The following is a 23,177-nucleotide window of genomic DNA, read 5'->3' as shown; positions in this document are numbered from 1 at the left end:
CCCGGGCGGAGCCCTTAAGCCGCGCTCGTTCAAGCAGGGCTCAAGGGCCGGCTGAGGCGCGCCCCTGGCGGACCGGATGTGTCCCCTCCGCCGCCTCGAAAGGGGTTGAGGGAGCGCTCCCACCGCGTGCACGATTCCGCCATGACCACATCGCCCGTCATCCGCCCGTACCGCCCCGAGGACCGCTCCGCCCTCGACGACATCTGCATCCGCACCGCGTACCACGGCGAGGACAGCCGCCCCCACTACACGGACCCGGGCATCTTCCCGGCGACCTTCGCGGCGCCGTACGTCCATCTGGAGCCGGACCTGGCCTTCGTGCTGGACGACGGGCGGGGGCAGGCGGTCGGCTACATCCTCGGCGCGGCCGACACCCCGCGCTTCGCCGAGGCCTTCCGCACCACGTGGCTGCCCCTGGTCGCCGACCGCTACCCGGAACCGCCCCGGCCGCCGCGCACCCCGGACGAGGCGATGGCGGGCCTGCTGCACCACCCCGAACGGATGGTCCTGCCCGAACTGGCCGCCCACCCCGCGCACCTGCACATCGACCTGCTGCCCGCATGGCAGGGCCGCGGCCACGGACGCCGCCTGATGCGGACGCTCCTGCGGGCACTCCAGGACCGGGGAGTGCCGGCCGTCCACCTGGCCATGGCGACCGCCAACACCCGGGCCCGGGCCTTCTACGACCGGATGGGCTTCGAGGAGATCGACGTCCCCGAGCCGGGCGAGGTCACCTACCTCGGACGTACCACGAAGGAACTCGACCGGCTCTGACCGACAGGGAAGTGGCGCAATCGCACATTGCCGACCCGCGTCACCGGGTGCAGCCTGTGCATTATGGGAGCGCTCCCACTCCGAAACATGATCGAAACGTAACGGAAAGCGCAACGGGAAGCGCGACTGAAAGCACACCTGAAAGCACGACCACCCCCCACACCCGAAAGGGAAAGATCATGGTTTGTCATGGTCATGATGTACCACCCCCCGGGCTCAGGTCCCGTCTGACGCTCGCCCTGAGCGTGCTGGTCGCCGCACTGCTCAGCCTGATCCCCTGGAGCGGCACCGCCGTCGCCCACGGCTCGGTCGTCGACCCGGCGTCCCGCAACTACGGCTGCTGGCTGCGCTGGGGAAGCGACTTCCAGAACCCCGAGATGGCCCGTCTCGACCCCATGTGCTGGCAGGCGTGGCAGGACAACCCCAACGCCATGTGGAACTGGAACGGCCTGTACCGCAACGGCTCCGGCGGGAACTTCCAGGCCGTCGTCCCCAACGGCCAGTTGTGCAGTGGCGGCCGGACCGAGGGCGGCCGGTACAACTCCCTCGACGCGGTCGGCGCCTGGAAGACGACGGACATCACCGGCAACTTCACGGTGAAGCTCCACGACCAGGCCAGTCATGGTGCCGACTACTTCCTGGTGTACGTCACGCGGCAGGGCTTCGACCCCACCACCCGACCGCTGACCTGGAACGACCTCCAGCTCGTCAAGCGCACCGGCAGGTACGCGCCCAGCCAGAACTACGAGATTCCCGTGAGTACTTCGGGACTGAGCGGCCGGCACATCGTGTACACGATCTGGCAGGCGTCGCACATGGACCAGACCTACTTCCTGTGCAGTGACGTGAACTTCCGCTGACCTGCGCCTCCCCCGCCGGACGCGGTGTCCGGCGGGGCTCGGGCCGGCCCGTGCTTCATGAGAGTTCTCGAAAATTTTCGAGGCGAGTGAACACGCCGGTGCTCCCGTACGTATGGGGCGAGGGGATTTTGATGCCCGCAGCCATCAAGCGCAGGAGAGCACCCTTGGGACGCAACACGCGAAGACGCCCTACCGGCCCACGACGCGCGACCTTCGCCGCATTCGCACTGATCCTGGGCGGAGGCGGCCTGATGGCCGCGAACGTCTACGCCTCCGCCACGGACGGCGGTTCGGGCGGTGACTCCGCCCAGACGCGGTCCGGCACGGGGGTTCGGACCGCGGGCGCCACGATCGACTGCCCGGACGTCGGCAGCAAGCTGACCTCGGTCCCCGAGCAGGCGCGGGGGGAGGTCGACAAGGAACTCGCCCTGCTGGACGAGCAGATCGCGCAGGCTTATCAGCGGCTGAGCGAATCGGCGCAGCAGGTGCAGCAGGACCCCGGCTTCGCCGACAACGCGGTCGTGAACCCGTTGAAGGAGAAGCGCGCCGCGACCCTGGAGCGCATCGCGATCGCCATCGACCGCGTGGGGGACCGCCCCGAGGGGCTGGACGCCCTCGCCGCCTGCAGCGTGGAGGACGGCAACCAGGCTCCCGCACAGGGCGAAGGCCCGGAGGGCGCAACCGGGCAGCCCGGCCAGGAGCAGGGCCAGGCCGGTCAGGAGCAGGGGAACGGCCAGGGCCAGGGCGCCAATGGCGGGCAGGCGGGCAACGGACCCGTCGCCGCCGACTTCGCGGACATCAAGAGCGTCCAGCCCAACGTGAACAACCCCCGCCCGCAGGGCGACGCGTCCCGCGGTTCCTTCGCCACCAGCTGCGGCGTGAACGAGAACGGCCTGTTCAACTCCGACAACATCATCGCCGCCCCGGGCGTGACCAACGGCGCACACCACTTCCACGACTACGTCGGCAACCAGGCCAACAACGCCTTCGCCAGCGACCAGGACCTGGCCGACGCCGAGACCAGCTGCGACGACCAGGGCGACAAGTCCTCCTACTACTGGCCCGTCGTGCGGCTGCAGAACGGCGCCCAGGAGCAGGACGCCGACAAGCCCGGTGGCGGCATCGAGGGCAACGCCGGCGAGATCGTCACGCCGAAGCAGGTCACGCTGACGTTCGTCGGCAACCCGCGCGAGAAGGTCACGGCCATGCCGCGGCTGCTGCGCATCATCACCGGCGACGCCAAGTCGTTCGTCAACGGCCCCGCCAACGCCAACGCCTCCTGGAGCTGCACCGGCTTCGAGGACCGGCAGCTGAAGGACAAGTACCCGCTGTGCCCGCAGGGCAGCGACGTCGTACGCACCTTCAAGTTCCAGAGCTGCTGGGACGGGCGCAACATCGACAGCGCCAACCACCGCACCCACGTGGCGTTCGCGGACGCCGCCGGGAACTGCCCGTCCGGTTTCCGCCCCATCCCGCAGCTGGTCCAGCGCATCGTCTACGACATCGACGCGCCGAGCCTGAACGACGGCGGCCGTACGACACCGCTGTTCGCGGTCGACTCCTTCCCGGAGCAGCTGCACAAGCCGGTAACGGACCACGGCGACTTCATCAACATCTTCGACGAGGATCTGATGGGGGAGATGGTCGACTGCATCAACGACGGCCGTAGGTGCGGAGCCGGAGCGGACGGCGGGCAGAACCCGGGGCCGACCGAGGAGCCCCAGGAGGAGCCGACGAAGACGCCGGAGGCCCCGCAGGAGGAGCCGACGAAGGCCCCCGAGACTCCGCAGGAGCAGCCGACGAAGACGCCGCAGGCCCCGCAGGAGCAGCCCACCCGCACGCCCGACGCCCCGCAGGGCGGGAACGACGCGGGGAAGCCCGGTGACAAGGGCGACGGCGGTGACAACGGTGACGGCGGTGACGACGGCAAGGGCGAGGCTTCGAAGCCTCCGGCCGACAAGCCGGCCCCCGAACCGGAGCCCGGCGACGCGTCCACGGCCCCCGGCAAGGCCGAGCCCGAGGTGAAGGCGACCTCCACGGCCGGCGGCAACGCCGCTGAGCAGGGCGGCGGTGCGAAGGAGGGCAACGACGAGGACGCGGACGGTCTCGGCCAGTCCCAGGCCGTCGGCACGGCGACCAGTGCCGCGCCGACCCCGTCGGCCCCGTCCCGGACCGAGCCGCAGGCGGTCGGCGAGGGCGGCCTGGCCGACACCGGCGCCCAGCTGTGGCCGGCCGCGGCGGGCGCAGTCCTGGTCATCGCGGGCTTCGTCGTCCTGCGCCGGGTGAGGCGCGGCTAGGGGCCACGCCCGGGCACGACCCACGGACGGCGGTGGGATCCCACTGGATCCCACCGCCGTTCCGTGTCTCCGGCCGCGGTCGCGCCCGGCACCCTTCGACGGATGCCGAAGGACCCACCCTCTAGCGTGACCTCATGAACCTCACCTGGAACGGCACCCGCGGGGGAGCGGCTACGTGACGCCGTGGGAGATGGCCGCCGTGCTCGCCGCCGGCACGGGTGCCGGGGCCGTCAACGCCGTCGTCGGCTCGGGGACGCTGATCACCTTTCCGGTGCTGCTGGCCGCCGGACTGCCCCCGGTCACCGCGACGGTGTCGAACGGGCTGGGCCTGGTCCCCGGTTCCATCAGCGCGGTCATCGGCTACCGCGAGGAACTGCGCGGCCAGGGCCGGCGCGTCCTCCTGCTGGGCACCGGCGCCGTACTGGGCGGCCTCGCGGGCGCCGTGCTGCTGCTGACCCTGCCCGCCTCGGCGTTCGAGCGGATCGTGCCGGTCCTGGTGGGACTCGCCCTCGTCCTGGTCGCCTGCCAGCCCTGGATCGCGAAGCGAGTGCGCCGCCGACGCGAGTGCGGCGGTTCCGTCCGCCCTGACGGCGGCCCGCTGCTGTTCGGCGGACTGACGCTGGCCAGCGTCTACGGCGGCTACTTCTCCGCCGCGCAGGGCATCATCTACGTCTCCCTGATGGGCATGCTGCTCGATGAGACGCTCCAGCGGCTCAACGCCGTCAAGAACGTGCTGGCGGCCGTCGTCAACACCGTCGCCGCCCTGCTCTTCGTCTTCTTCGCCGACTTCGACTGGACGGCCGTCGTGCTCATCGCCGCCGGCTCGGCGCTGGGCGGCCTGGTCGGAGCCAGAACGGGCCGCCGCTTCAGCCCCGCCGTCCTGCGCACCCTGATCGTGTCGGTCGGCACCCTCGCCCTCGTCCACCTGGTGCTCCGCTGACTCCCGGCCACCCTGAGGCGCCGGACGGGCCTGGGCCTGTGCCCCTTCGGCGTCGATGTGCGGCAGCACCCGGTCCAGCCACCGCGGAGTCCACCAGGCGTGCCGCCCGAGCAGCGTCATCACGGCCGGCACCATGAGCAGCCGTACGACGGTAGCGTCGATGAGCACGCTGACGGCCAGGCCCAGCCCGAGCATCTTGACCACGATGTTGTCGCTCACGATGAACGCCGCGAACACGCTCACCATGATCAGCGCGGCACAGGTGATGACGCGGGCCGTGATCTCCAGGGCGTGGGCCACGGACGCCTTGGCGTCCCCGGTGCGCTGCCACGCCTCGTGGACGCGGGAGAGCAGGAAGATCTCGTAGTCCATGCTGAGGCCGATGATGATGGCGAACATCATCATCGGCACATAGCTCTCGATGGGCACCCTGCCGTTGACGCCGAGCGCCGGACCGCCCCAGCCCCATTGGAACACCGCGACGACCACGCCGTACGAGGCGGCGATCGACAGGACGTTCAGGACGGCCGCCTTGACGGCGACGAGCAGCCCCCGGAACACGGCCAGGATGATCAGGAAGGCCAGGCCGACCACGACGAGGATGATCACGGGCAGCCGGGAGGCGACGATGTCGCGGAAGTCGACCTGGGCCGCCGTCGTACCGGTGACACAGCCCTTGGCGTCCGTGCCCCGGACCGCGTCCGGCAGTGTGTCGTCGACCAGACGGTTGGTCAGGTCGGTGGTGGTGGCGCTCTGCGGCGACCGGGTCGAGCAGACGGTGCCGATCAGGACATCGCCGTCCTGCGTGGGCGTCAGAGGGGTGACGACGGCGGCCCCCTGGACCGAGCCGAGCGTCTGCTGGGCCTTCGAGGCCAGACCGGAACGCTGCGAGTCAGGCACGTTCGTCTGGTCGATGACGACGGTGAGCGGACCGTTGGAGCCGGGCCCGAACGCGTCGGTCATCAGGTCGTAGGCCCGCCGGTCGGTGAAGGACGCCGGATCGGCGCCGTCGCCGATGTGGCCCAGCTGGATGGAGAGGACGGGGATCGCGAGCACCACGACCACGGCGACACCCGCCGTCAGGAACCACAGCGGTCTGCGCTCCACCCGCTGTGCGTACCGGTGCCAGGTGCCTTGTGGCGTCTCGCCCTCCTCGGTGCCGGTCTCGGCGACGGGACGGCGCACCGTGTAGCGATCGATTGCCGCCCGAGGAGACCGAGCAGCGCGGGCACGAGGGTGAGTGCGCCGACGACGGCCGAGAACGACGGTGACGGCGGCGGCGAGCCCGAGCAGGGCGACGAAGGAGACCCCGGACGCGGACAGGCCCACGAGCGCGATGATCACCGTGCAGCCGGAGACGAGGACGGCATGGCCGCTGGTGCTCGCGGCCTGCCCGGCGGCCCGCACCGGGTCCATGCCGTCGATGTGACGCGCGCACCACTCGCCCAGCCGCCGCAGCACACCCCCATGGGTGGCCTCCTGGTCCCCTTCGCCGGTACGGGTGTGCGCCATGGACGTCGTCTCCTGGTCGGCCGGGACGTTCGGTGCCGTCCATGAGATGCGCGCGGGATCACTCCGGCATTTCAGGCACGCGGGCCCTGCGGTACTCCGGGCGGCCGTTCCTCCGAAAGGGCCCGAGTCCGTGGCCGGCGCCCCGCCCGTCTCAGCGCTCCCGACCCGAGCGCCACCCCGAGCCCCACCAGCGCGCTGCCCGCCGCCTGGGCGAGACCGTAGGAGCCGGTGCCGACGAGCGGTGCGGTGCAGGCCGCCGCTACCGGGATGAGGCCGGAGAACAGGGTGGCGCGTTCCGCGCCGATCCGCTGCACGCCCATGTACCAGCAGACGAAGCCCACCACGGTGACCACCACCGCCTGCCACAGCAGCGCGGCCGTCTCGACGGCGTCCGGCCGCCGCAGCCACGCGCCTCCGTCGACCAGCAGACCCACCGCCGCCGACTCCACCGCGGCGATCGCGCACACCGTGGCGGACAGCAGCCGCGGCCCGAGCGGCCGCAGCACGGGTACGGCGAGCACGGCGAACCCGACCTCTCCCGCCAAGGCGCACACGGAGAAGGCGATGCCCTCGCCGTCCGTGCGCCCCCATCCCTGGACCGTGAAGGCGCCGACGGCCACGAGCGACGCCCCGTACAGCACCGTCCGCCTGGGCCTGCGCCCGTCCAGGAGGGGCAGGAGCACGGCGACGGCCACCGGCGCGCAGCCCACGAACACGCCGGGAACCGCCGGTTCCGCCGTGCGCTCAGCGGCGATGACGGCCAGGTTGAAACCGACCATGCCGACCGCCGCGAGCAGGGTGAGACGGCCCCACTGGCGAAGTGTCAGGGCTCGCAGCCGGTCGGCAGCGTCCTTCCCGGCCGCCGGGACCAGCAACAGGCAGGCCAGCCCGTAGCGCAGGAACTGGCCGCCCGCGTACGGGTAGTCGCCCAGCACGCTGTTGGCGGTGAAGGACCCTCCGACGAGGACGCAGGCGAGCGCGGCGAGCAGGGCGCCGCGCGTGGTCGTGGCGTTCATACGGGTGACGCTAGGCAGCCGGGCGGCCCGGGAAGGAGTCCACTTCCGTGCCTGCTTGGTGGACCAATTCCCGCCCGGGCCGCGGTGGTCAGCCGATGTGGTAGCTGTCGCCGTAGACCTTCCAGTCCAGCGGCGGGTTCAGGTCGAGGTTGCGCCGGCGCAGGAACACGCGCTGCGCCGTGTCGACCCGGCTCGTGTCGCTGTGCGCCTCCTCCTGCTTCATGGCCCACACCCGCGCGTCAAGGAAGGCGTCGAGGTACGTCACCTGGTCACCGCCCTGCGCCGGCGGCTTCGCCGTGCGCAGCGCCCGCCTGCGGATGTTGCGGAAGCTCAGGGGGTCGGTGCCGTCGCCGTGCATGACGATGGCGTCGTAGTACGCGAACTGGCCCAGCACCCGCAGCCCGTCCGCCTTGCCCTGCCGGACCGCCGGGTTGAAGTACACCCGGTCACGCTCGTCGTCCTGGGCGCGCCGGAACTCGGCGTCACGCGCCGCCCGGCGCCAGTCGCCGGGGAAGCCGGGGTCCAGTCCGTCGTGCGAGTCGGAGCCGTCGACCTCGCGCAGGGCCGGCAGGTACTTCGCGAGGACGTTGCCGGGCTTGCGCGCGGTGTAGAGCTCGACGAGGTCCAGCATGTCGCCGGTGCCGGAGCAGAAGCCGATGATTCCGGCGGTGTAGCCACGGCCGTCGCGGATGTCCTCGATGTACTGGTACTGCGCCTTCCAGTCGAGCGAGGAGTTCTCCGCGCTCGACACGAGCTGCATGGCGATCTCCTTCTTCGCCGGGTCGTCGAGCCCGATCGCACGCACGGATGCCGCGGCGTGCGGCGGCTCGAGGAGCGGGGTGGCCACCAGGGCCGCGCCGAACAGCGCCAGAACGGTGCGGCGCGCAGCCGGGGTGGAGGGGTGTCTCACGGTGCCTCCAAGCAGGGTGGGGGGTTGGAAGAGCTGGCCGTGCTGAACTGATAGGAAGGTTTCCTATCATTGTGAAGGCGTCGGGGAAACAGTGGAGTTGAAAGTTCGTAGGGTCGAACAAGCCGAGCCACCGAGGCATGGAGGTACGCCGTCACGGACGACCGGCCGACCACCCTCGCCGGGCACCGGTGACAGCGCGACGTCCACGGCTGGGTGACGCCACGGGAACCATGAGCCCCTCTCGCACGTCAACTCTTTGCCCAGCAAGGGCCGAACGGTCGATCCGGCCAGCCGGAGAGGGGAATCGCCATGGACGAGGCGACATCGCAGCAGGGGAGCGAGGCGGAGACCGCCGCCCGCCGGGCCCGCTTCGGGACACTCCCGGAGCCGGTGCGCGTGGAGGACATGGTCGAGGAGCGGCCGGCCGGCGCGCCCGACCCGGCGCGCACCGCCTACAACCAGGACGAATGGCTCGTGCGCTACTGCCTGTGAGCCGCCCGGCCGGGGCGGGGCGCTAGGGGGTGCCCTTCGCGCCCAGCCCGCGCAACCACCGCACGACGTCGTCGGCGTCCTGGGCGCGGGCGATCTCGAGCGGGGTCATGCCGTCGTAGCCGCACCAGCGGGGGTCGGCGCCGCGCTGGTGGAGGTACTGCGCGGTGGGCAGGTGCCCGCCGTGGCAGGCGCCCCAGAAGGCGCTGGTGATCTCCTGCGGTGACGGCGGCTCGTCCGCCTCGACGTACGCCCGGACCCGGTCGAACAGGCCGAGCGTGGCGGCGTCCTGGAGGGTGACGCGGGCGCCGTGCTCGACGAGCCGGTGCGCGGCGCGCCACTGTCCGAATCCCCGGGCGTCGGCGAGCGGGGTGCCACCGCCGATCACCGCCCCGGGTGCTTCGATGTCGGCCCCGGCCGCGATGAGCGCGTCCAGGACGGGCACGTCGTTGCTGCTGGCGGCCCAGTGCAGCGGCGTCTCCTCGTGCGCGCCGCCGAAGCGGGCGTCGGGATCGGCCCCGGCGGCGACCAGGGTCGCGATCACCTCCGGGCCGTGGGGGAAGTGGCCGGGCCAGTCGGTCGCGATGTGCAGCAGGGTGCGCGTGCCCTTGCCGTCCTCACCCTGCTCGGTGATGCGCGCGGTGGCGAGACCGGGGTGGTCGGCGAGCAACTGCCTCAGCGCAGGCAGATCCCCGGCCCGGATCGCCTCCGTGACGGCCACGGCCGGCGGGTCCTGCGATGTCAGCGTCAGCAAGCCGGCCTCCCGAAGCCGTCCAGGGCTCCCGATTCTGCCGGCGGGCACCCGCGTGCGCAGGCGCCCGCACGAAATCGGCCGGACCGCCGCCCCCGGCAGCCGTAGGGCCACGCCCGGGCCTGCGCATAGCCCCGAAGCGGGCACCCGTGCGGACAACATGCCCGCGCGTCGCGGCAGGCGTAGCGTCCGGGTAGGAGCGGGAGGACACCATGCCCGGGAGCAATGAGCAACCCGGAGGCGCTGGATCGCTGGACGACGCCCTGGGAGTGGCCCTGGCCGACACCGTGCGCGGTACCGGCGCCTCGATCGGCGGCCTGTATCTGATCGAGGAGGCGGAGCCGGTGCTGCGCCTGGTGGCGCTGTGCGGTCTGCCGGCGGCCTTCGCCGCCCCGTGGCAGCGGCTGCCCCTGAGCGCACCGGTCCCGGTCGCCGACGCGATCCACGACGACACACTGGTCAGCGTCGCCGACCAGGACGAGATGGCCCGCCGCTACCCCAGGGCCGCCGCCGTCCTGCCCTACCCGTTCGCCCTGGCCGCCGTCCCGCTGACCGGCGTACGGCGCTCCTGGGGCGGCATCGTGCTGATGTGGCCCGCCGGCCGGCCGCGCCGGGTCACACCCCGCGAACGCGGCCACATCACCTCCAGCGCCCGCCGCATCGCCCGCCTCCTGGACGACGCCACCCAACCGCCGCACCTGCCCGACATGCCGCGCGTCATCCCCGTCGACGCGAAACGCCACCCCGCGCAGACCGGCCTGGCAGCGGCCGACTACCTCGAACGCCTCCCCGAGGGCGCCCTGGCCCTCGACCTGGAAGGCCGCATCACCTTCGCCACCGCCACCGCGGCCCGGCTCCTCGGCCGCAACGCCGACCGGCTGCTCGGCACCCGGCCCTGGCACTCCCTGCCCTGGCTGGACGACCCGGTCTACGAGGACCACTACCGCACGGCGCTGGTCAGCCGCGCCCCCGTGTCCTTCACCGCGCTCCGGCCGCCGGACCAGCCGCTGACCTTCCAGCTCTACCCCGACACCAGCGGCATCAGCGTCCGCCTCCTCCCGAGCGGGCCGCAGACCGACGACCCGCCGCCCGCCTCCGCGCGCCCGGCCGCCGCGGCGCCGACGGGACGCCTCTACCAACTCGTGCACCTGGCCGCCGCGCTCACCGAGACGGTGACCGTACGGGACCTCGTCGCGCTGATCGCCCACCAGATCCTGCCCGCCTTCGGTGCCCAGGGCCTCGTCCTGTCCGGCGTCGAGGCCGGCCGGCTGAAGATCACCGGCTACCACGGCTACCCGGCCGACGTCATGGAGCGACTCGACGCGCTGGCCCTCGACACCGACCTCACCCCCGCCGGCCAGGTTCTCGCCGGCGGCACCCCGGCCTTCTTCGCCCATCCCGCCGAGCTGGCCGCCGACTACCCCAGAGCACCCCAGATCAGCGGCAAGCAGGCCTGGGCGTTCCTCCCGCTGATCATCTCCGGTCGGCCGGTCGGATGCTGCATCCTGTCCTACGCCCGGCCGCACACCTTCACCGCCGACGAACGCGCCGTCCTCACCTCGCTGTCCGGCCTGATCGCCCAGGCCCTCGACCGCGCCAGGCTGTACGACACCAAACACCGGCTCGTGCACGAACTGCAGCGCGCCCTGCTGCCCCGGGCCCTGCCGCGCCTGCCCGGCCTCGACGTCGCCGCCCGCTACCTGCCCGCCGGCCACGGCACCGAGGTCGGCGGAGACTTCTTCGACGTCCTGCGCCTGAACGACACGACCGCGGCCGCCGTCATCGGCGACGTGGAAGGCCACAGCGTCGCCGCCGCCGCCCTCATGGGCCAGGTCCGCACCGCCATCCACGCCCACGCCACCGCCGGTGCTGCCCCCGGCCAGGTCCTCGCCCGCACCAACCGGCTCCTGTCCGACCTCGACTCCGAACTGCTCGTCTCCTGCCTCTACGCCCACCTCGACCTGGCCGGCCGGCAGGCGTCCTTCGCCAGCGCCGGGCACGTGCCGCCGCTGCTGCGCCACGCCCGGCACCCCGCCGGCGTCCTCGACGTCGAACCCGGCCCACTCCTGGGCATCGACAGCGGCGCCCACTACCCGGTCACGACCGTCCCCCTGCTCCCCGGCACCACCCTGGCCCTCTACACCGACGGCCTGGTCGAACTGCCCGGCACCGACGCCACACGGACCACGTCCGACCTCGCCGGGCACCTGGACGCCGCCGACGGCCACGACCTGGAACGGCTCCTCGACCGTCTCCTCCGCCACACCACGGCCACCGGCCGGCACACCGACGACATCGCGGTGCTGCTCCTGCGCGCCTCCCGCCTCCGCGACGCACCGGCGTGAGACCGCCGTCCGAGCCGCCCGTCAGGCCGGGTCTGCGGAGGCGGCCCGGACCCGCCGCGCCACGTCGCGCAGCTTGAGGTTGTGGTCCTGGGAGATGCGCCGCAGCACGCCGAAGGCCTCGTCCTCGCCCAGCTGGTGGCGTTCCATCAGGATCCCCATGGCCTCACCTATGGCGTGCCGGGTCTCCATCGCGTGCTCCAGCTGGTCGACGGTACGGGCCGTGGCCAGCGCCACCGCGGCATGCGAGGCGAGCAGCCACCCCGCGGCCTCGATCTCCTCGCCGAACGCTCCGGGGCTGCGGGAGTAGAGGTTCAGCGCGCCGAAGTCCTCCTGGTCGGTGTAGAGCAGTACGCCGGTCATGCTGCCGATCCCGAGGTCGCGAGCCGCCTGGCTGTACCGCGGCCAGGACGGCTGCGGCCGGGTCATGTCGGCGATCCGGAACAGCCGCTCACCGTTCACACGGCGCGCGGCGTCGAAGCACGGCCCCTCGCCGAGCTCGCCCTGCAGCCGGTCCGACTCCTCGACGATGTCGCCGCACACGGCCAGCGTCACGGCCCGGCCCTTCGAGACCGTCAGGATCCCCGCCGCGTCGCAGCCCTCGACCCGCTCCACCGCCGCCGCCGCGATCGCGTCCAGCGTCGCCTGAACCGAATCCTGCGCGACCAGATCCCGGGCGAGCAGCGCCATCTGCTCGGCGTACCGCTGCCAGTCCACCGCCACCACCGCCTTGCTCCCCGGTCCCGCCCACGCTACTCCGCGACGCATCGTACGGCTGCTGCCCCTCTGCCCAGCCGGTCGGCATGCCCTTCGCCGAGCGCCGGAATCACCGGTACGCCGTCAGCAGCAGCGCCACGTCGTCCGGCCGCTCCCGCGCCCGCCGGGCGGTCCCCACCAGCCGGTCGGCGAGATGCTCCACCGAGTCCGCCGGAGTCTCGGACAGACGGCGGCGGACCGCGTCGATACCCTCCTCGATGTCGCTGCCGGGCCGCTCCACCAGCCCGTCGGTGTACAAGGCGAGAACGCTGCCCGGCGCCAGCGTGAGCGCGGTGACGGGGTAGACGGAGTCGGGCTGCACGCCCAGCATGACGCCGCCCACGAGATCCAGCGTCTCGGCCCGCCCGTCGGGGTGGCGCAGCAGCGGCGGGGGATGGCCGGCCCGCACAGCGAGGGCCCGTCCGGAAGCCGGATCGAGTTCGACGTAGCAGCAGGTGGCGAAGGCGTCCGACTCCAGCTCGGTCAGCAGCCGGTTGGTGTGCGTGATGACCTCCTGGGGCGGGCGCTCGCTCGCGGCGAAGGCGTGCACGGCGCTGCGCAACTGCCCCATCACCGCGGCGGCGCCGACACTGTGGCCCTCCACGTCCCCGATGACCAGCGCCACACCACGTCCGGTGGTGATCACGTCGTACCAGTCGCCGCCGATCGCCATGCCTTGGGTGCCGGGCAGATAGCGGCCGGTGGTGCGCAGGCCCTCGACGGCGGGCAGCCGGTGCGGCAGCAGTCCCTCCTGGAGGCCGCGGGCGACGGCGGACTCCGCGTCGTAGAGCCGCGCACGCTCCATCGCCTGGGCGGCCAGGCCGCTCAGCGCGGTGAGGGCGGAACGCTCGTCGGGGGTGAACCGGCGCGGGGTGTCCCAGCCGAGAATGCAGGAGCCGACGGAATGACCCGAGGCGATCAGCGGCAGGAACGACCAGGCGTTCATGCGGTCCAGGGTGATGCCGGGGTAGGCGAGGGAGAGGTCCTCGGGCGACTCGAAGAACAAGGGGAGCCGCGTGGTCAGCGCGTGGACGCCGGGCAGCTGCGTGTCGAGGGTGACTCCTTCGAACGGGGTGAGGAAGCCCTCCGGGTAACCCGACTCCCACAGCAGGTACATCCGGCCCTCGCGGACGGTGTACAGGGCCAGCTCCCGGGCGCCGAAGGCGGGCAGCAGCTGCTCCGACACGGCCCGGCACACGTCCTGCACGGTGACCGCCTCGGTGAGCACGCTCGCCATCTGCACCACGTGGTACAGCGCCCCGGCACGCGCGGCGGCGACCGGCCCGGGCGGCGGCGCGACGGCGTCGACACCGGGACCCGCGGCGGACCCGGCCTCGAGCTCGGGCTCGGCCCCCGTGGGCGGGCCGGTGGGGAAGACCCGGCCGGTCAGCCCGTGCACGTCCGGGTAGAGAACGAAGCTCAGCCAGTTCCCCTCGGGATGCCGTACGAGGAAGGACACCTGCTCCTGCGACAGCATCGCCGCCCGGTAGCGGTCCTCGTACGCGGGATCCCGGAGCCAGGTGACCACCTCCCACGGGTAGCGCCCGAAGAGCTCTTCCCGGCCGCTGCCCAGCAGTTCCTCGCAGCGGCGGTTGGCGTACGTCAGGCGGCCGTCCTGGTCCAGGGAGAAGAGCCCGTCGGGCAGCCGCTCGGCCGCTTCGGCAGCGGTGAGTCCGCCGCCCGCGTCGACGAGGGCGCCCACCAGGATCCGTGCGGAACCGGCGCCGCCGTGCACGAGATGGCCCCACAGTTCGACCGGCCGATAGCCGGTCTTCTCCTCGCCCCGGGACTCGTCCCGCACCCGGAAGTGCCGGGACCTGACCCGGCCGCGGGCCAGCGCGTCGTGCCGGCTCTCCCGCAGTTCGTGCAGATCGTCGGGGCTGACCCGGGCCTCGATGTCCGCGATGGTGCCGCCGTAGTCCGCCCGGTCGATGCCCAGGAGTGCGAGGGCGTCGTCGTCCGCCGTGCAGTGGTCGCTGTCCAGGTCCCAGTCGATGAGCCCGACCCGGACCGGGCGGGCGGCCGAGGCGGGCAGCCGCACGCTGACCGGCTCCTCGTCGTACTCGACCCGGTACGCGGCGGAGCCCGAGCCGGGCGGGCCCGTGGCGAGGCGGTCGAGGCGCTCCTCCATGGCCCGCTCTGCGGGACGCAGCGCGAGATCCACCGCCGCCGCGTCCATCGGCGCCCGTGCCGCCGAGCGCAGCACGACCAGGACGCCCACGGCCTCGCCGCCGGCCCGTACGGGCTGGTAGGCGGAGCCGAAGGAGTAGGGCAGCCCGGCGGTGAAATGCGGGAAGCGCACCATGCTGGCACGCTCGTCCGGCAACCACAGCGTCTCGTCGCGCCGGTAGGCCTCCGCCATCGGCAGTGCACCGCCCACCGGCACCCGCCACCAGCTCTTGAGCAGCGACCGGGGCACCCCGCTGACCATCGCCAGGACCAGTGAGCGCCGGTCGCGGGAGCGCAGGTAGACCAGTCCGCCGTAGCCGTCGAGGTCCCGGACGGCCTCCACCAGCGGGGCCGTCAGGGCATCCTCGATCCGGGCCGTGTCCCCGCTCGGGACCCGGCCGTCAGCCCCGTCCCGGCTCCCGCCACCGGCTGACCGTGGCCGGTCCGGTACGGCGGCTGCCTCATCCATGTCGCGTCCTCCCGGTACGGACGCACCGGACACCAATCGCTTCCCACCAGGATGTGCCATGGTCGGCAGTCCGGCACGGCAAGTGCAACCTTTCGGTCAGCCCGGCCGTCTCACCCCATACCAGCAACAAGCGAGCCTCGGGGGCAGCAATGGTACGAATCAGAACAGCATGCGCGACTCTCGCGATCGTGGGCGCCACGGTGGGCGTGGCGTCGGTTCCGGCCGGCGCCGCACCGGCCGCCGCCCAGCGGACCGCCACACAGGCCACGACATGTCCGACCGGCTGGGGAAGCCTCCCCAAGACCGACGCCGGCGCCACGCTGGCCTCGGTGACCGACATCAGGACCGGCCGTCACACCTGCTTCGACCGGATGGTCATCGACGTGCCCGGCGGGGGCAGCGGCGTCGGCTACACCGTCCACTACGTCGACCGGCTCTACCAGGACGGCTCGGGCCGCTCCATCCCCGTGGCCGGCGGCGCCGTCCTCGAGGTGCGGGTGACAGCACCCGCGTACGACCCGGAGACCGGCGCGGCCACCTACCCCGGCCGTCCGGCGCGTCCGTTGCCGGGCGTCGACCTCACCGGCTATCGCACCTTCCGCGACGCCCGGTACGCCGGCAGCTTCGAGGGGGAGACCCAGATCGGCCTCGGCGTCCGCGCCCGTCTGCCCTTCCGGGTGCAGCAGCTGGACGGCCGCGTGGTCGTGGACGTCGCCCACAGCTGGACCGCCACGAGGTGACCGCACCGCGCCCGGCTCTCCGGAGCCGGGCGCGCCCGCCTCAGCCGCCGCGCAGGCGGCCCAGTTCCTCGAGGGTCCGTGCCGCCGCGCCGGCCAGGCGGGGCCGGTTGCGCACGAAGCGGCGGGCGGCCCGTGCGGGCTCCCGGCCCAGCCAGTGGGCGGCTCCGCCCGGCACCGGCCGCAGCACCGCTCCTTCGTACACCCGCAGGTCTCGGGTCTTGAGCGACTCCTTGTAGCGGGCCGGGCCGCTCCCCAGGTCGACCGTCTCGATCCCGTCGGCCGCCGCGGCCTCCAGCATCCGCAACTGCAGCACGAGGCCGGGGGAGTACTTGGCGTACGCGCGGTCGTACGCCGGGAACCACCAGGACAGCACCGAGCGCGAACGCAGGCCGAAGTGCGCGGCCACGGGTTGGTCGGCGGCGTACAGCACGGACAGCACCCCACGGCACTCCGGGTCCTCGCTCTCCCCGAGCAGCCCCACCAGCCGGGTGATCCACTCCTGCGCGAAGCGGTCCCGGCGGCCGGTCCGCCGGTACTGGGCCGACTTCCACTCCATCAGCGCCCGCAGCGCCCGGGGGTCCGGGGTGTCGTACGCGAACCGCACCGCTCCGACCTGCCGTGCCAGCTTGCGCTCCTTCGCCCGTGTCTGTCTCAGGAAGCCCGGCGACTTCACCCGCAGCTGTTCCGCGTACGCCTCGAACCCTTTGCCGATGTCGACGACCGGGGAGGCGAGCTCCTCGACCGCGTGCGGTACGAACACCCCCTGACCCGCTTCGAGATTGTCGAACTCCCAGGACGCCAGCCCGCACACCCGTAACAACCGGCGAGCGTCCAGCCGGATCCCGGGACGCAGCACGGCCCCCTGACTGTCGGACACCCCCAGCCCGATGGCCCGGCCCCGCCCCAAGGCCCCCGCCTCGTAAGGGAAGAAGCCCACCGGGGAACCGTCGTCCTGCAACACCGCCACTCTGGCTCCGGGCCTGACCCGTCCCACCGCCACGGTGAACGCGGGGTCGAGAAAGGGATTGGCCGGGGCACCGGACTCCCTCCGGATCTCCCGCCACATCTTCCGGTCGTTCGGGCTCAGTTCGTCGGGCCGCAGAACGAGAACGCGCTTTCCGGACACCTCTGCCTCCTGTGTCATCGGCATGGGACACACGAAGGCCTGCACATCACCGCGTACCGGCACCGGACAGTACTCGGGCCGCACGGCGCAGGCCCTGGTCGGTACTGCTGTCACTCAGCAGCGAAACGTCTGCAACCGCGCGGCGCTCGGGACGGTTCCGACCGCCCCCGGACCCGGGCCCGTTCCCGCCGCATGGACGTCCGTACCGCCCCGGTCCACCACGGCCGCCCCGGCCACCACCGGGCTCACCCCGGCCGCCCCCGCGGCCCGCGGCGTACGCGCCGCGAGCCGCCGCCCGGACGGCTCCTCCTCACCCGGACACGGCTCTTCGGCCCCTTCGGCCCCGCCGCTCGAAGCCGCGCCCGACTCCACCGCGTCCGTCGTGACCGCGACGGTCGCGCGCCCCTGGCCCGCGAGCCCCGGAACGATGAGATGCAGCAACAGCAGGCAGGCCACCAGACCCACCGCCGCTGCCCATCGTCGCCGCACCATCAGACCCCTGACCTGCGTCCTGCGAGGGGAGCACGGAAGCCTCGACCCCCAGGGCCGGCACCGGGCCGGACCCCCGCCCCGACCGGCTGCGCCTTCCAGTAGGCCGAGCCCGTCCCGCCCCGTCAAGCCCCGGTGAGCCGATTCGCCCCACTCGGCCGGTTGCCGCCGGAATTCCAACGGAAAGCGCTACCGGGGAGTATCCCGGGCAGGTCGGCCGGCACCGCCCACGCTCAGCACCTCGCCCGGCTTCGGCGCCCGCACATCGAGCGGCTCGTCGAAGCCGCTGAACGACGTGGTGGTGTGCTGCGCGCCGCTCCTGCACACCGTCTTCAGGAGGTACGGCTCGCCTTCGTCGGCGACGTAGAAGGTGTACGTCCCTTCCTTGTCCGCCTCGTCGGTGACGATCAGCGCGACGGCCTTCTTGTCTCCGACGTGCTTGGTTCCGCCCTTCTTCGCCGTGCCGAAGGAGTCGAAGGGCCGTTCGCAGGAGGTGAGTCCGTCGCCGCCCGACGAGGCCGGGTCCACGGGCGTCTTCACCCACAGCTTCTGCTCGCTGGTGACGCCCGGGTTGTTCTTCCACTTCCGCACGTACGCCCGGTTGGGGCGGACGTAGTCGGTCGTGCCCAGACGGATCTGCTCCAGGGCGCTGCCGCCCGACCAGGTGGTCCGGGACCTGCACCGGCGGTCCAGGTCGGTCACGAGGTGGCTGATGACCGTGCCGCCGCTCGTGGTGCGGTTGGTGATGTCGACGGTGACGGAGTCCAGCTTCCGCATCCTCGCGTTGGCCTCGTCGAGGATGTCGCCCGCGGACTCCTCGCCGGTACCACCGGCTCCGCACCCGGCCAGGACCGCGCTCGAAAGCAGACAGAGCACGGTTGTCGTCACGGCGGCCATGGCCCGCACGGAGCCCCCCTGCTGTTCGTGTCGGCCGATGGTCGGCAGGGGAGCTTACCCGCCCGCGTCAGTGCCGGGCTCGTCCACCGACTGGATGGCTTCGCCGAGGGTGTTGAGCCGGTCGTCGAGGGTCTCCTCCGGCCGGGTGGAGACGGACGCTGTCCACCCCGGCGTCGCCCCGGACGCGTGCGCCGCCGCACCATCTCCTCCGTGCCGATGAGCGTGGTGGCCGGCAACAGCTCGCCGGTGAGGAGACCGGCCGCCCGGACGGGACCGGGCTCGTCCGGATCCCCGACCGCCGGGCGAGCACCTGCTCCGGACCGCACAGCGACGACCGTGGAGGTGGCGTCTCACCCACCGAACTGCAAGGTGAGTGCGCATGCCGATGTGCCCCGGTGCGCAGAACCGCGCTCGACGAGCCGCGTACGCTACCGATGGCTCCGCCCCCGGGGATCTTCGCGTCTGACGCGCCCGGCAGCGGGGGAGTCATCCAGGACGGCAGTGGCAGAGCCGACGCGTTGGCGGGCACCATGGTCACGGCGGGGCGCGGTCTCGACACTCCGCCCGCGCCGGCCTTCGAGCGGAGGGACGAGATGGGATCGGCGATGAACGAGCGGTTTCACCGCCGGCAGAGATGGGCGGCCAGGGGCGCCCTGGCCGCGGCCGCTCTGGCGGCCCTGCTGCCGCTCGTCTCCGGCGGTCTGCGAGGGTTGCTGCTGCTCGTGACGGCCCTCGCGGGACTCGCCCTGACCGCGGCCGCGCTGTGGTGGGTGCTGTCCCGGCGGGGAGCGGCCCGCATCGCGGCGGCCGCGCTGGTCGTCGTCGCGCCCGTCGGCCTCATCACCCTCTTCGCCACCGCGAATCTGCTCTGGGTGGTCTTCCTCTCCCTGCTCCTGTGGTGCGGGGCGGTCTGGAGCGGCCGCTACGCCCTGCGCAGCACGGGCCTGCGATCCGTACGGGTCAAGGAGTACCGCACACCGCCGCCGCTGCGCCCCTTCCTGCTGCTCAACCCGCGTTCCGGCGGCGGCAAGGTCGAGAAGTTCAACCTGCGGGAGAAGGCCGAGTCGCTGGGCGCCCAGGTCGTCCTGCTCGACCCGGACCAGCAGCAGGACGTCACCGCCCTGGCCAAGGCCGCCGTGGCCGACGGCGCCGACCTCCTGGGCGTCGCGGGCGGTGACGGCACCCAGGCCCTGGTCGCCGCCGTCGCCGCGGAACACGGCCTGCCGTTCCTCGTCATCGCCGCCGGCACACGCAACCACTTCGCCATGGACCTGGGCCTGGACCGGGACGACCCCGCCACCTGCCTCGACGCCCTCACCGACGGCGTCGAACTCCGGGTCGACCTCGGGTTCGCCGACGACCGCCCGTTCGTCAACAACGCGTCGTTCGGCGTGTACGGGGCCGTCGTCCAGAGCCCCGGCTATCGCGAGGACAAGGTGGGCGCGGCGCTGGAGCGTCTGCCCGAGCTGCTGACCCGGCAGAGCGGCCCGCGTCTGACGGCCACCGCCGACGGCATCGTCGTCGCCGACCCGCAGGCGATCCTGGTGAGCAACAACGCGTACCGCATGGACGACCCGTTCGGCTTCGGCCGGCGTGAGAGGCTCAACTCCGGGCGGCTGGGCGTGCTCGCCGTCCGCGTGGACAGTGCCGTGGAAGCGGCGGAACTCCTGCTGTCACCGCGCCCGGAGGGGCTCACCGTGCTCACCGCCCAGCGTGTCGTCGTCGACGCCGACGAACCGCAGCTGGAGGTCGGCCTCGACGGTGAGGCGCTCACCATGCCCGCCCCCGTCCACTGCCGCATCGCACGCCGCGCCCTGCGCGTGCGGGTGCCCCGCAACCGCCCAGGAGTCCCGGAGGCGCCCCCGCGTCTCGACTGGCGCCGGCTGCGCAAGCTGGCGGCCGCGGTCGGACGCACCGCCGCACCCACGCGGTCGTCGCATCCCTGAGCGCCGGTACGAGCACCACGTGCGAGGTCCCCCATGCGCTGCCGCAGGGGGGACCTCGTCCGTACGCCGTCGGTCACGCCTCCTTCGGGCCGGCCTGCTGCACCACCTCGAAGGACCACAGCGTCGAGCCGCTCGCCGCGGGCTTCGGCCGCTCGCCGCCCTCGCCGCCGCCCTGGTGCGCGGTCTTCATCGGCCCTTCCATCCAGGCCTGGAAGGACTCCTCGTCACGCCACCGCGTGTAGACGAGGTAGGTGTCGGTGCCCTCGACCGGGCGGAGCAGCTCGAACCACTCGAACCCGTCGGAGTTCTCCACGGCGTGCGCACGGGAGGCGAACCGCTTCTCCAGCGTCTCCCGCTGCTCGGCGGGCACGGTCAGCACGTTGATCTTGACTACGCTCATGGGCCCCATCTTGCCCGACGGCGCATCCGCGCGGGTTGAGGGCTACGCCATCACGACGTTTTGAACGCGTTCAAATGTGAGCTAGGGTCGTTGCGACACGTCGAGGGGGAGACCTTCATGAAGTTCGTGATACCCGGCGGGACCGGACAGGTCGGCACGGTCCTGAAGCGGGCGCTGAGTGCGGCAGGGCATGACGTCGTGGTGCTCAGCAGGCACCCCGCGGGGCCGGGCGAAGTGCACTGGGACGGCGCGACCCCGGGGCCCTGGGCGGCGGAGATCGACGGCAGCGATGTCGTGGTCAATCTGGCCGGCCGGAGCGTGAACTGCCGCTACACGCCCGCCAACCTCCAGCAGATGATGGACTCACGGGTCCACTCCGCCCGCGCCGTGGGTGAGGCGATCGCCGCAGCCGCCCGGCCGCCCGGGGTCTGGTTGCAGATGAGCACCGCGACCGTCTACGCCCACCGCTTCGACGCACCCAACGACGAGGCGACCGGCGTGATCGGCGGTACCGAGCCCGATGCCCCCGGTTACTGGGGATACAGCGTCGACATCGCCAAGGCCTGGGAGCGGGAACAGGTAAGCGCCGAGACGCCGCACACCCGCAAGGTGGCCCTGCGCGCCGCCATGGTGATGAGCCCGGACCGCGGCGGCGTCTTCGACGTCCTGCTGCGGCTGGCCCGGCTCGGTCTCGGCGGCCCCGTCGCCGGCGGCGGCCAGTACGTGTCCTGGATCCACGACCGGGACTTCGTCCGGGCGATCGAGTTCCTCGTCGCCCGGGACGACGTCGAGGGCCCGGTCAACCTCGCCGCTCCCGGGCCCCTGCCGCAACGCGCCTTCATGCGCGCCCTGCGTGCCGCCCGGGGCGTCCCGGTGGGCCTGCCCGCGACGCGCTGGATGGCGGAGATCGGCGCGTTCGTCCTGCGCTCGGACACCGAACTGCTGCTGAAGAGCCGCCGCGTCGTCCCGGGCCGCCTGCTCGAAGCGGGCTTCGCCTTCGATCACCCCGAATGGCCGGCGGCCGCGGAGGACCTCGTACGACGCCTCCGCGACCGAGCGGCGAGGTGACCTCGGGTCAGCTCTGCCCCTTGCCCTGCTCCAGGGCCTTGCCGGTCATGTCGGTGACCTGCCCGGCCGGCGGCTCGTCGGCCTCCACCTCGGTGCCGAAGTCGGTGAAGTCCATGACCGTGCGCACCGTGACCTGCTCGGGCGCGGACGAGGCGTCGGCGGAGGACTGCCGCGTCGCCGCCGGGGCCTTGATGGTCATGTCGATCTGCTGACGGCGCATCCGGCCCTCGTCGTCCAGCCATACGTCCATCGGCAGGGTCGGGCCGACCTGCTTGCGCAGCGTGCCGCCGTTGGGCAGCTCGGCGACGTCGACGGAGACGCGGTACTGCGTGGTCCTCACCCCGTCGATCGTGGCCGTCCCCTTCTTGGTCACGTCCTTGTCGGTGATCGCTTTGGCGTACGCGGCGGACTGCGCCGGATCACTCATGGACCGGTCGCCCGTGCCCTGCTGGGCGGCGACCTTCCGCAGGTCGATCCGGATCCAGGGCTTGCCGCCCGGAGCCTGCCCCTTGGGCATCTTCTGGTAGAGGACCTGATCGATCACCCGTTGCTCGATCTGCTGGCCCTGCACCGTGAGCGTCATGACGCTGTCGCCGTCGTCCAGGTCCACCGCGCCCTGCCCGTTCGCGGTCTGCGTGGCGCCCTGGGCCGAGGTCCGCACCCGCAGCTTCACCTTGGCGGTGTCCTCCTCGGCCGTCCTGTCGTAGGCCGAACGCACCGCCTGTGTGCCCTGCTCCTGGGCGCCCGCGCTCGTCTTCGCCGGCGAACCCTGTGCACCGTCGCCCGAGTCGCCGTCGTCGCCGCAGCCGACCAGCACCGTCCCCGCCAGGACTCCGGCGACGCCTAAGGCGCAGACCCGCCTGCCGTTACCTGCCCTGCCCATCGAACCAGCCCCTCTCAGGTGTGTGGTGCGACCCAAGTGCCCAAGTCGGGCATGAACACACCTGTGTGTCCCAGGAGTTGGATACCGGGAGGAACGGGCGTCCCGGTCAGTGGCCGCGGCCCCTGAGCTTGCCGAGCAGGCGCTGGGCCTGGGCCCGCTTGCGGGGGTCGGCGGCTGCCCTCCGTGCCTGCTCCGCGGCCCGCCGTCCCTGCGGGCTCTTGGCGAACTGCTTGATGCGATCCAGCATTCCGGCCATGACGCACCTTCCTTCCTGATCCGACGTCACTTGCCTGTAGCTCGTCTACCCCTCGAGTGAGGGGCTCAGGCACCCTCCTGCCCGGAC

At 72.5% G+C, this 23,177-nt stretch carries 20 protein-coding genes and 1 pseudogene; 9 read left to right on the top strand and 12 right to left on the bottom strand.

All coding sequences use genetic code 11. From position 1 onward, the window contains the following. The first annotated feature begins 141 nt into the window (after positions 1-141). The 4 genes from ACIRDU_RS28820 (at position 142) to ACIRDU_RS28805 (ending at position 4,871) form a co-directional block, all read left to right on the top strand. The gene (locus tag ACIRDU_RS28820) at positions 142-774 is read left to right on the top strand and encodes a GNAT family N-acetyltransferase (RefSeq protein WP_403584539.1); all 633 of its coding nucleotides are present in this window, start codon (positions 142-144) and stop codon (positions 772-774) included. Positions 775-953: 179 nt separating this feature from the next. Continuing rightward, entirely contained in the window at positions 954-1,634 is a 681-nt protein-coding gene (locus tag ACIRDU_RS28815) for a lytic polysaccharide monooxygenase (protein ID WP_403584536.1), read from the top strand. A gap of 251 nt (positions 1,635-1,885) precedes the next feature. Beyond that, positions 1,886-3,931, top strand: a complete 2,046-nt coding sequence (locus tag ACIRDU_RS28810) for a DUF1996 domain-containing protein (protein ID WP_403584533.1) — start codon at positions 1,886-1,888, stop codon at positions 3,929-3,931. 175 nt (positions 3,932-4,106) lie between these two features. Further along, on the top strand, positions 4,107-4,871 hold the full coding sequence (locus ACIRDU_RS28805; protein WP_403584747.1) for a sulfite exporter TauE/SafE family protein: 765 nt from the start codon (positions 4,107-4,109) through the stop codon (positions 4,869-4,871). Between the two features lie 30 nt (positions 4,872-4,901). On the opposite strand, the pseudogene ACIRDU_RS28800 reads toward ACIRDU_RS28805, so the two are convergent. The 3 genes and pseudogenes from ACIRDU_RS28800 to ACIRDU_RS28790 form a co-directional block, all read right to left on the bottom strand. Further along, positions 4,902-6,296 (bottom strand): annotated as a pseudogene (locus ACIRDU_RS28800) (MMPL family transporter); the annotation flags it as partial. 158 nt (positions 6,297-6,454) lie between these two features. Further along, on the bottom strand, positions 6,455-7,399 hold the full coding sequence (locus tag ACIRDU_RS28795; RefSeq protein WP_403584530.1) for a DMT family transporter: 945 nt from the start codon (positions 7,397-7,399) through the stop codon (positions 6,455-6,457). An 88-nt stretch (positions 7,400-7,487) separates the two neighbouring features. Beyond that, positions 7,488-8,309: a chitosanase gene (locus ACIRDU_RS28790; RefSeq protein ID WP_403584528.1), complete on the bottom strand. Its 822-nt coding sequence runs from the start codon at positions 8,307-8,309 to the stop codon at positions 7,488-7,490. Positions 8,310-8,618: 309 nt separating this feature from the next. Between ACIRDU_RS28790 and ACIRDU_RS28785 the strand changes: the two genes are divergently transcribed. Beyond that, entirely contained in the window at positions 8,619-8,801 is a 183-nt protein-coding gene (locus tag ACIRDU_RS28785; RefSeq protein WP_403584525.1) for a hypothetical protein, read from the top strand. Positions 8,802-8,823: 22 nt separating this feature from the next. On the opposite strand, the gene ACIRDU_RS28780 is transcribed toward ACIRDU_RS28785, so the two are convergent. Beyond that, positions 8,824-9,552 (bottom strand): ankyrin repeat domain-containing protein, encoded by a 729-nt coding sequence (locus ACIRDU_RS28780; protein ID WP_403584523.1) that lies wholly within the window; start codon positions 9,550-9,552, stop codon positions 8,824-8,826. Positions 9,553-9,761: 209 nt separating this feature from the next. Here ACIRDU_RS28780 and ACIRDU_RS28775 point away from each other — a divergent pair, with 209 nt between their 5' ends. Beyond that, complete coding sequence (locus tag ACIRDU_RS28775; RefSeq protein ID WP_403584520.1) at positions 9,762-11,894, top strand: SpoIIE family protein phosphatase; 2,133 nt, start codon at positions 9,762-9,764, stop codon at positions 11,892-11,894. A gap of 21 nt (positions 11,895-11,915) precedes the next feature. On the opposite strand, the gene ACIRDU_RS28770 is transcribed toward ACIRDU_RS28775, so the two are convergent. Next, complete coding sequence (locus tag ACIRDU_RS28770) at positions 11,916-12,659, bottom strand: GAF and ANTAR domain-containing protein (protein WP_403584517.1); 744 nt, start codon at positions 12,657-12,659, stop codon at positions 11,916-11,918. Between the two features lie 58 nt (positions 12,660-12,717). Beyond that, positions 12,718-15,285: a SpoIIE family protein phosphatase gene (locus ACIRDU_RS28765; protein WP_403584515.1), complete on the bottom strand. Its 2,568-nt coding sequence runs from the start codon at positions 15,283-15,285 to the stop codon at positions 12,718-12,720. A 149-nt stretch (positions 15,286-15,434) separates the two neighbouring features. Between ACIRDU_RS28765 and ACIRDU_RS28760 the strand changes: the two genes are divergently transcribed. Then, the gene (locus ACIRDU_RS28760) at positions 15,435-16,025 is read left to right on the top strand and encodes a hypothetical protein (protein ID WP_403584512.1); all 591 of its coding nucleotides are present in this window, start codon (positions 15,435-15,437) and stop codon (positions 16,023-16,025) included. A gap of 40 nt (positions 16,026-16,065) precedes the next feature. Here ACIRDU_RS28760 and ACIRDU_RS28755 read toward each other — a convergent pair whose 3' ends face one another. The 3 genes from ACIRDU_RS28755 to ACIRDU_RS28745 form a co-directional block, all read right to left on the bottom strand. Further along, the gene (locus ACIRDU_RS28755; protein ID WP_403584745.1) at positions 16,066-17,169 is read right to left on the bottom strand and encodes a GNAT family N-acetyltransferase; all 1,104 of its coding nucleotides are present in this window, start codon (positions 17,167-17,169) and stop codon (positions 16,066-16,068) included. Between the two features lie 96 nt (positions 17,170-17,265). After that, positions 17,266-17,643, bottom strand: a complete 378-nt coding sequence (locus tag ACIRDU_RS28750) for a hypothetical protein (RefSeq protein WP_403584510.1) — start codon at positions 17,641-17,643, stop codon at positions 17,266-17,268. Positions 17,644-17,829: 186 nt separating this feature from the next. Next, entirely contained in the window at positions 17,830-18,537 is a 708-nt protein-coding gene (locus tag ACIRDU_RS28745; RefSeq protein ID WP_403584508.1) for a hypothetical protein, read from the bottom strand. Between the two features lie 593 nt (positions 18,538-19,130). Here ACIRDU_RS28745 and ACIRDU_RS28740 point away from each other — a divergent pair. Beyond that, a complete protein-coding gene (locus ACIRDU_RS28740; RefSeq protein ID WP_403584742.1) occupies positions 19,131-20,483 on the top strand; it encodes a diacylglycerol/lipid kinase family protein in 1,353 nt (450 codons plus the stop codon). A 73-nt stretch (positions 20,484-20,556) separates the two neighbouring features. Here ACIRDU_RS28740 and ACIRDU_RS28735 read toward each other — a convergent pair whose 3' ends face one another. Further along, positions 20,557-20,883: an antibiotic biosynthesis monooxygenase gene (locus ACIRDU_RS28735; RefSeq protein WP_033311730.1), complete on the bottom strand. Its 327-nt coding sequence runs from the start codon at positions 20,881-20,883 to the stop codon at positions 20,557-20,559. Between the two features lie 117 nt (positions 20,884-21,000). Here ACIRDU_RS28735 and ACIRDU_RS28730 point away from each other — a divergent pair, with 117 nt between their 5' ends. Further along, positions 21,001-21,951, top strand: a complete 951-nt coding sequence (locus tag ACIRDU_RS28730; RefSeq protein WP_403584506.1) for a TIGR01777 family oxidoreductase — start codon at positions 21,001-21,003, stop codon at positions 21,949-21,951. Between the two features lie 7 nt (positions 21,952-21,958). Here the strand turns inward: ACIRDU_RS28730 and ACIRDU_RS28725 are convergent, their stop codons facing one another. Next, a complete protein-coding gene (locus ACIRDU_RS28725; RefSeq protein WP_403584504.1) occupies positions 21,959-22,834 on the bottom strand; it encodes a hypothetical protein in 876 nt (291 codons plus the stop codon). A 106-nt stretch (positions 22,835-22,940) separates the two neighbouring features. Further along, positions 22,941-23,090: a hypothetical protein gene (locus ACIRDU_RS28720; RefSeq protein ID WP_403584501.1), complete on the bottom strand. Its 150-nt coding sequence runs from the start codon at positions 23,088-23,090 to the stop codon at positions 22,941-22,943. Positions 23,091-23,177 lie beyond the last annotated feature (87 nt).

The organism is Streptomyces sp. NPDC093598, assembly GCF_044764825.1.
Classification (GTDB): Bacteria; Actinomycetota; Actinomycetes; order Streptomycetales; family Streptomycetaceae; genus Streptomyces.
This window is presented reverse-complemented; position numbering and strand designations above follow the sequence as displayed.

What these genes read in the sequence shown, in the direction of transcription:
- ACIRDU_RS28795 (WP_403584530.1), bottom strand. Translation starts at nt 7,399, where the DNA reads ATGAACGCCACGACCACGCGCGGCGCCCTGCTCGCCGCGCTCGCCTGC.
- ACIRDU_RS28785 (WP_403584525.1), top strand. Translation starts at nt 8,619, where the DNA reads ATGGACGAGGCGACATCGCAGCAGGGGAGCGAGGCGGAGACCGCCGCC.
- ACIRDU_RS28755 (WP_403584745.1), bottom strand. Translation starts at nt 17,169, where the DNA reads ATGACACAGGAGGCAGAGGTGTCCGGAAAGCGCGTTCTCGTTCTGCGG.
- ACIRDU_RS28745 (WP_403584508.1), bottom strand. Translation starts at nt 18,537, where the DNA reads ATGGCCGCCGTGACGACAACCGTGCTCTGTCTGCTTTCGAGCGCGGTC.
- ACIRDU_RS28815 (WP_403584536.1), top strand. Translation starts at nt 954, where the DNA reads ATGGTTTGTCATGGTCATGATGTACCACCCCCCGGGCTCAGGTCCCGT.
- ACIRDU_RS28760 (WP_403584512.1), top strand. Translation starts at nt 15,435, where the DNA reads ATGGTACGAATCAGAACAGCATGCGCGACTCTCGCGATCGTGGGCGCC.
- ACIRDU_RS28725 (WP_403584504.1), bottom strand. Translation starts at nt 22,834, where the DNA reads ATGGGCAGGGCAGGTAACGGCAGGCGGGTCTGCGCCTTAGGCGTCGCC.
- ACIRDU_RS28765 (WP_403584515.1), bottom strand. Translation starts at nt 15,285, where the DNA reads ATGGATGAGGCAGCCGCCGTACCGGACCGGCCACGGTCAGCCGGTGGC.
- ACIRDU_RS28770 (WP_403584517.1), bottom strand. Translation starts at nt 12,659, where the DNA reads ATGCGTCGCGGAGTAGCGTGGGCGGGACCGGGGAGCAAGGCGGTGGTG.
- ACIRDU_RS28730 (WP_403584506.1), top strand. Translation starts at nt 21,001, where the DNA reads ATGAAGTTCGTGATACCCGGCGGGACCGGACAGGTCGGCACGGTCCTG.
- ACIRDU_RS28820 (WP_403584539.1), top strand. Translation starts at nt 142, where the DNA reads ATGACCACATCGCCCGTCATCCGCCCGTACCGCCCCGAGGACCGCTCC.
- ACIRDU_RS28775 (WP_403584520.1), top strand. Translation starts at nt 9,762, where the DNA reads ATGCCCGGGAGCAATGAGCAACCCGGAGGCGCTGGATCGCTGGACGAC.
- ACIRDU_RS28740 (WP_403584742.1), top strand. Translation starts at nt 19,131, where the DNA reads ATGGGATCGGCGATGAACGAGCGGTTTCACCGCCGGCAGAGATGGGCG.
- ACIRDU_RS28750 (WP_403584510.1), bottom strand. Translation starts at nt 17,643, where the DNA reads ATGGTGCGGCGACGATGGGCAGCGGCGGTGGGTCTGGTGGCCTGCCTG.
- ACIRDU_RS28735 (WP_033311730.1), bottom strand. Translation starts at nt 20,883, where the DNA reads ATGAGCGTAGTCAAGATCAACGTGCTGACCGTGCCCGCCGAGCAGCGG.
- ACIRDU_RS28810 (WP_403584533.1), top strand. Translation starts at nt 1,886, where the DNA reads ATGGCCGCGAACGTCTACGCCTCCGCCACGGACGGCGGTTCGGGCGGT.
- ACIRDU_RS28720 (WP_403584501.1), bottom strand. Translation starts at nt 23,090, where the DNA reads ATGGCCGGAATGCTGGATCGCATCAAGCAGTTCGCCAAGAGCCCGCAG.